The sequence below is a fragment of the Nocardiopsis sp. NPDC058631 genome, from assembly GCF_042716955.1.
Lineage (GTDB): Bacteria > Actinomycetota > Actinomycetes > Streptosporangiales > Streptosporangiaceae > Nocardiopsis.
This window is the reverse complement of the sequence record NZ_JBHXQY010000173.1, coordinates 1-6103: the sequence shown is the minus strand read 5'-3', so window position 1 is coordinate 6103 and position 6103 is coordinate 1. Positions and strand designations below refer to the sequence as shown.

Here is a 6103-nt window from a genome sequence, read left to right as displayed (position 1 = left end):
TGTGGTTCTGATCGGGGTAAAGCCCGTTCTGCTTCGTTTGCTTTTGTCCGAATGGACTTGGCTTTTGAAGCGACTCCCTGAGCTTACATGGCCCGGACAGTGACTCGAACCGCGAAGTTCGGGGGCTGCATCGGATGTGCATCAGGTTTTCCGGCACGGCCGCGAATGCGTCCGTTTCGCCGGAGGAGGGTGTCGCAGCTCCTTGCGGCCTTGGGCCGGTCGGAGGCGACTCGGAGAACATTACCCCTGCCTCCGGCCACTGGCAACCTGAAGGACGTGTGGCCTGGGTCACATCAGTTGAGCAGGGTGCCGGAGCCCGTTCCGGGCGCCGCGTAGAGCCACTCGACCTCCAGGTCGACGGCCGCGACCGTGGCGGGCGAGTAGGAGACCAGGGCATCGCCGCCCACGAACCCCGCCGCCAGTTGGGCGACCGTCGGGTTGTGCGCCACGACCAGGACCGTGCGCGCTTGCGCGTCGACTCCGTTCACCAGCTCCAGGAGCGTGTCCACGCCGGCCGAGTACGCCGCCTCCGAGTAGTCGACCTCGGGAGGGGACTCCAGTTCCATTGCCCCGAGCACGCCGTCCAGAGTCTGCACGGTGCGCTTCGCGGCGGAGCAGATGACGTGGTCCGGGACGTATCCCCGCCGGGAGAGCAACCGCCCCACAGCCTCCGCCTGTTCCCGCCCCAGACCCGTGAGGCAGCGCTCGTAGTCCGCCCCGTGCCCGTGCTCGGCCGTCGCGTGCCGCATCAGCAGCAGTGTGCGCGCGCCACTCATGGCATCAGGCTGGTCGCGACGACGGCGAGCACGCCGATGAACCCCACCATGACCGCCAGGATGGCGAGCAGGCCCTTCACCCCTGACATCTGCAACCCCTTACTGCCCCGTCCGTGCGAGAGGTACCCCGCGAGTCCAGGTTAGGGGCCCTCCCGCACACGGCGACGGCCGCCCGGGGTTCCCGGACGGCCGCGGCCTGGCGGTTGCGCTACTTGCCGTCTCCGGCGTGCGCCTCCTCCTTGTGGTCGGACTCCTTCGGGTCCGGCCCTTCGTCCCCGGAGGCTCCGTCCGGGGCCGAGGGCCCCTCTCCCCCGGCGGAGGCTCCACCGCTCCCGGCCTCGGGGGCGGTCTTGGGAGCCGACTGGCCTCCCAGCTCCGCGAGCTGGGTCTCGGTTCCGGCGCCACGGTTCTTGGACCACAGGATCGCGCCGACGAGCACACCCACGGCGACCACGGTCACCACGGTCCGCAGGAGCACGTTGTCCGCGTAGATCACCACGCTGGGCGCCACGATCAGCGCGACGAGGTTCATCACCTTGAGCAGGGGGTTGATGGCCGGGCCGGCCGTGTCCTTGAACGGGTCGCCGACGGTGTCACCGATGATCGTGGCCTCGTGGGCCTCCGACCCCTTGCCTCCGTGGTGGCCGTCCTCGACGAGCTTCTTGGCGTTGTCCCAGGCTCCACCGGAGTTGGACAGGAAGACCGCCATGAGCACACCGGCGGCGATGGCGCCACCGAGGAACGCGCCGAGGGGCGCGTAGCCGAAGGCGAAACCGACCGCGATCGGTGCCAGGACCGCCAGGAGGCCGGGGGTGACCAGCTCGCGCAGCGAGTCCTTGGTGCAGATGTCGACCACCCGCGCGTACTCCGGCTGCTCCGTGCCGTCCATGATCCCGGGACGCGTGCGGAACTGCTCGCGGACCTCCATGACCACGCGGCCCGCGGCGCGGCCGACCGCCATGATGGCCAGACCGGAGAAGAAGAACACCACGCTGGCGCCGATGATGACGCCGACGAGCACGTCGGGCTGGTCGATCGAGAGGGAGAACGCCTCCTCGCCCCCGCCGAGCTGCTCCTGGACGGAGGTACGGAAGGCACCGAACAGGGCGGTGGCGGCCAGCACCGCCGTCGCGATGGCGATGCCCTTGGTGATCGCCTTGGTCGTGTTGCCGACGGCGTCGAGTCCGGTGAGGATCTCCGCCCCCTTGCCCTCCACGTCGCCGGACATCTCCGCGATGCCCTGGGCGTTGTCGGAGACGGGACCGAAGGTGTCCATCGCGACGATGATGCCGACTGTGGTGAGAAGGCCGGTGCCGGCGAGGGCGACGGCGAACAGGCTCAGCGTGATGGAGCCTCCGCCGAGGAGGAACGCCGCGTACACGGCCCCGGCGATGAGCAGCGCGGAGTAGACGGCCGACTCCAGTCCGACGGAGATACCGGAGAGGATGACGGTGGCCGCACCGGTCTCGGAGCTCTCACCGATCTCCCGGACCGGGCGCTTGTCGGTCTCGGTGAAGTAGCCGGTGAGCAGCTGGATGGCGGCGGCGAGCACCAGCCCGATGAGGACGGCGGCGATCGCGATGAACCTCGGGTCGGGCGCGGTACCGGCCGCCTCGATCTCGGCCAGGACCTGCGGGCTGACTCCGGAGAGCTCCTCGAAGCTGCTGGGCAGGTACCAGAGGGAGGTACCGACGACGAGCAGTGCCGAGATACCCGCGGAGATGAAGAACCCGCGGTTGATCGCCGTCATCGCCGACCTGTCCCTGGCGCGGGGGGCGACCAGGAAGATGCCGATGATCGCCGTGATGACGCCGATCATGGGGACGAGGAGCGGGAACACCAGGCCCTCGGTGCCGAAGGCGACCCGGCCGAGGATCAGCGAGGCCACGAGCACGACGGCGTACGACTCGAAGAGGTCGGCGGCCATGCCCGCGCAGTCGCCCACGTTGTCGCCCACGTTGTCGGCGATGGTCGCGGCGTTGCGGGGGTCGTCCTCGGGGATGCCCTGCTCGACCTTGCCGACGAGGTCGGCACCGACGTCGGCGGCCTTCGTGAAGATGCCGCCGCCCACACGCATGAACATGGCCAGGAGGGCGGCTCCGAAGCCGAAGCCCTCCAGGACGATGGGTGCGTCGCCCCGGTAGAGGACGACGACGAGGGCCGCGCCGAACAGGCCGAGGCCGACGGTGATCATGCCGGCGACGCCGCCGGTGCGGAAGGCGATCCTCATGGCCTTGTGGTTGGACGCCACGTCACCGCCGCGGGCCGCCGCTGCGACCCGGACGTTGCCGCGGACGGCCAGCCACATGCCGATGAACCCGGTGAGGGACGACAGCACGGCGCCGAGGGCGAAGAAGATCGACCGGCCGATCCGGATGTCCCACGAGTCGGCGGGCAGGAGGAGCAGCAGTAGCGGAATGACGACGACGAAGACCGCGAGGGTGCGGAACTGTCGTGTCAGATAGGCGCTCGCTCCTTCCTGGACCGCGAGCGCGATGTTGCGCATCCGCTCTGTGCCCTGCTCCGCGGCGAGGACCTCACGTACCAGCATCCCCGCGACGGCGAGGGCCAGAAGGGCCACCACCATGACGACGATGACGAGTGTGAAGTCGGTGCCTGCCAGTGATAGGGCCGTGCCGCTTGGCGCGGCGAGGTTGAGCCCAGACAATCCGTCCTCCTTGAGACGGGCACGACCTTTTCGGCCCCGTCCACGGGAAACGCGGGGAACGGGTCGCCCCGCGGGCGTCGGTCCAGCGCGCCGCCAGTGGAAGTACCGCCGTCCGGAAGGAGCCTGAGCTGGCCCGACAGCACGCTTGGCGGGGTCGAAGCGGTGCCACCTGTGGTTGTGGTGCACACCGTCCGCGCTGCACTCTCACGGGCGGTGATCCGGGGATTCTACGCACGATTCCGAATAAAGGTGAGTGTCGATTCGGGATTTCCCCAAGACAAACCAAAGATGTGATCTTACGGTGATCCCAGAAGTAGGATAAATTGCTTTATTGGGTGATATTAGCCATGAATAACAACGCATAATATCTTAATGCAATGTTAGCGTTAAAGCACGCATAAAGGCATAAAGCAGGAATTGGTCTCATCAGCCACATTGCTACCAGCGGTCACAAGCGGCCACTGCGCTCCCCCGGGCGGGGCGTTCCCGTGAGGCCGCGACCGCGGGACCGCCCCTGGGGCGCCACCCCGCTGTGCCGGCTCCGCCGCTACCCGAGCAGGCGCATCCCCGACGGTTCGATCCCGTCGCCCCGGCAGGCCCGGCCGGTGTCCAGGTCGTCCGCCAACCCGCGGGCGAACGCCGCCACACCGGCCACGTCCACCCCGTGCGGGGCGTCCGGCCCGAACTCCTGTACCCGCTCCGCGCCCCGTCGCAGCAGGCGCGCGGCACCGACCGTGTTGCCGCGTTGGGCGTGGGTGACGCCCACGGCCACCTGCGCGAGGCCTCTCCACAGCTCCCTTTCGGGATCGGGCGAGGACTTCCACACGGCTTCGAGAACCTCGTGGGCGGTGAAGGCGTACCCTCCGTCGAGCAGCCGCTGGGCTTCTTCGAGGCCCTCGGCCGCGGAGAAGACGGCGTCGTCGGGGACCCGCTCGACCTCGCCCGTGCTGCCGTGCGGCAGCGGCCGCCCGTAGCGGTCGCGCGGTCGCTGGTTCTGTGCCTGCCCGGTCTCGTTCCGATCCCGGCCCGCCGACGCGGATTCCGTCGCCATCACTGCCTCACCACCGTTCCCCGTCGCCCTTCCGGGCTCCGTCAGCATGTCCGCCGCCGATCTCCCCCAACCACCCGACGAGTGCTCGGGAGACCTCGTCCGGGCGCTCCTCGTGCGGGAAGTGTCCCGCACCGGGGACCCGCACCCAACGGTAGGCCCCCGCCACGAGGCGCCGGGAGGCGCGTGCCGTCCCGGGTGGGCACACCGGGTCGAGGTCGCCGTGGACCTGGAGGACGGGGACGCGGACCGGCGACCGCATGCGCGCGTGGTAGCGGAGCCCGTCCGGGCGCCACCGCGACCGGAAGATCCAGCGGTGGTACTCCAGTGAGCAGTGGGAGACCTTCGGGATGGAGAAGGCCCGCCGGTAGTGCTCCTCGGCCTCGGCGTCCGGCCACCCGGGGGCCGACCAGTCGCGCAGAAGGTCGCCCACACGGACGCACCCGTCCGTCAGGAACCGGTGTTCCGGGAGGATCGGCACCTGGGCGCGGAGCATGTGGCGCACGCCCGGCCCGCCGGAGGCGAGGAGCCGGGCGGTGCGCAGCGGATGCGGGGAGGAGACGGCGGCCAGGGCGCGCACGGAGCCCGGATGGTAGGCCGTCATCGTCCAGCCGACGAGGCCGCCCACCCCGTGACCCACCACGACGGCGTCCTCCGACCCCAGGGCCCGGACCAGGCCGGCGGCGTCCTGGGCGAGGGTGACGAGGTCGTAACCGCGCGGGGTCTTGTCACTGGCCCCGTAACCGCGCATGTCGACGGCGACCGCACGGAAGCCGGCCGCGGCGAGGGCTCCCAGCTGGGACCGCCACGCCCACCAGAACTGGGGAAAGCCGTGCAGGAGGAGCACCAGGGGGCCCTCCCCCTCCTCCGCCACGTGGAACCGCGCACCCGCCGCGTTGACGGTCCGGTGCGTCCACGGGCCGCCGACGTACGCGGCGGAGTCGTCCAACACCGCGTGCGGCTACTGGGCCGTCGCTGCGGTCGTCCCGGAGGAGTCGGCCGCGTCGATGTCGTCACCGGGCTTGGGAGGTCGGATCTCACCGCGCAGGATGCCGCTGAGGCGGGAGGTGGTCAGCGCGGTGCGCTGGAGCCCCTGCCGCTTGCGGAAGTTGACGATGCCGTACAGGGCGAAGAGCCCCGCGAGGAGCAGGTAGAACAGCGTGACGATACCGAGGCAGACCCAGGCGGGCAGCGCGAACAGCTCGTACAGCGCGAAGGCGATGGTCACCGAGAGCAGGATGACGAAGATGTGGGCCAGGACCGCGACGACCGCGAACCCGGCGACGCCCTTGCCGATCTTGACCGCGTCGGCCTTGGCCTCCAGCTTGGCGAGCTGGATCTCCAGGCGTACCAGTCGGGAGAGGTTGTCGGTGGCGTCGGAGACCAGCGCGCCGATGGAACGGTCGGTGCCACCGGTGGCGTCAGGCTCGCCGGTACCCGGCTTGTCCACCATCGTGGGGGTTCCCTTCTCTCGGTCCGAACACGCGGATGATCCTCCGCATCCTCGCACATGCGCCACCACCCGTGTCTTCCACGGCACGCACAACGGCGCCGGCCCGTTTCATCACGTGAATGAGTACGCGTTCGGCCGTGAGGGGCACGGCACCACGG

At 69.9% G+C, this 6103-nt stretch carries 5 protein-coding genes; all 5 read right to left on the bottom strand.

Features of this window, described 5'->3' with window-relative positions; translation table 11 throughout:
- Positions 1 to 293: 293 nt before the first annotated feature.
- Entirely contained in the window at positions 294 to 776 is a 483-nt protein-coding gene (locus ACFWTE_RS29480; protein ID WP_378783197.1) for a SixA phosphatase family protein, read from the bottom strand.
- A 208-nt stretch (positions 777 to 984) separates the two neighbouring features.
- The gene (locus tag ACFWTE_RS29475; protein ID WP_378783196.1) at positions 985 to 3444 is read right to left on the bottom strand and encodes a sodium-translocating pyrophosphatase; all 2460 of its coding nucleotides are present in this window, start codon (positions 3442 to 3444) and stop codon (positions 985 to 987) included.
- Positions 3445 to 3991: 547 nt separating this feature from the next.
- Positions 3992 to 4495, bottom strand: a complete 504-nt coding sequence (locus ACFWTE_RS29470) for a DUF309 domain-containing protein (RefSeq protein ID WP_378783195.1) — start codon at positions 4493 to 4495, stop codon at positions 3992 to 3994.
- A 7-nt stretch (positions 4496 to 4502) separates the two neighbouring features.
- Entirely contained in the window at positions 4503 to 5444 is a 942-nt protein-coding gene (locus ACFWTE_RS29465) for an alpha/beta fold hydrolase (RefSeq protein ID WP_378783194.1), read from the bottom strand.
- A gap of 9 nt (positions 5445 to 5453) precedes the next feature.
- A complete protein-coding gene (locus tag ACFWTE_RS29460) occupies positions 5454 to 5945 on the bottom strand; it encodes a phage holin family protein (protein ID WP_378783193.1) in 492 nt (163 codons plus the stop codon).
- Between the last annotated feature and the right edge of the window lie 158 nt (positions 5946 to 6103).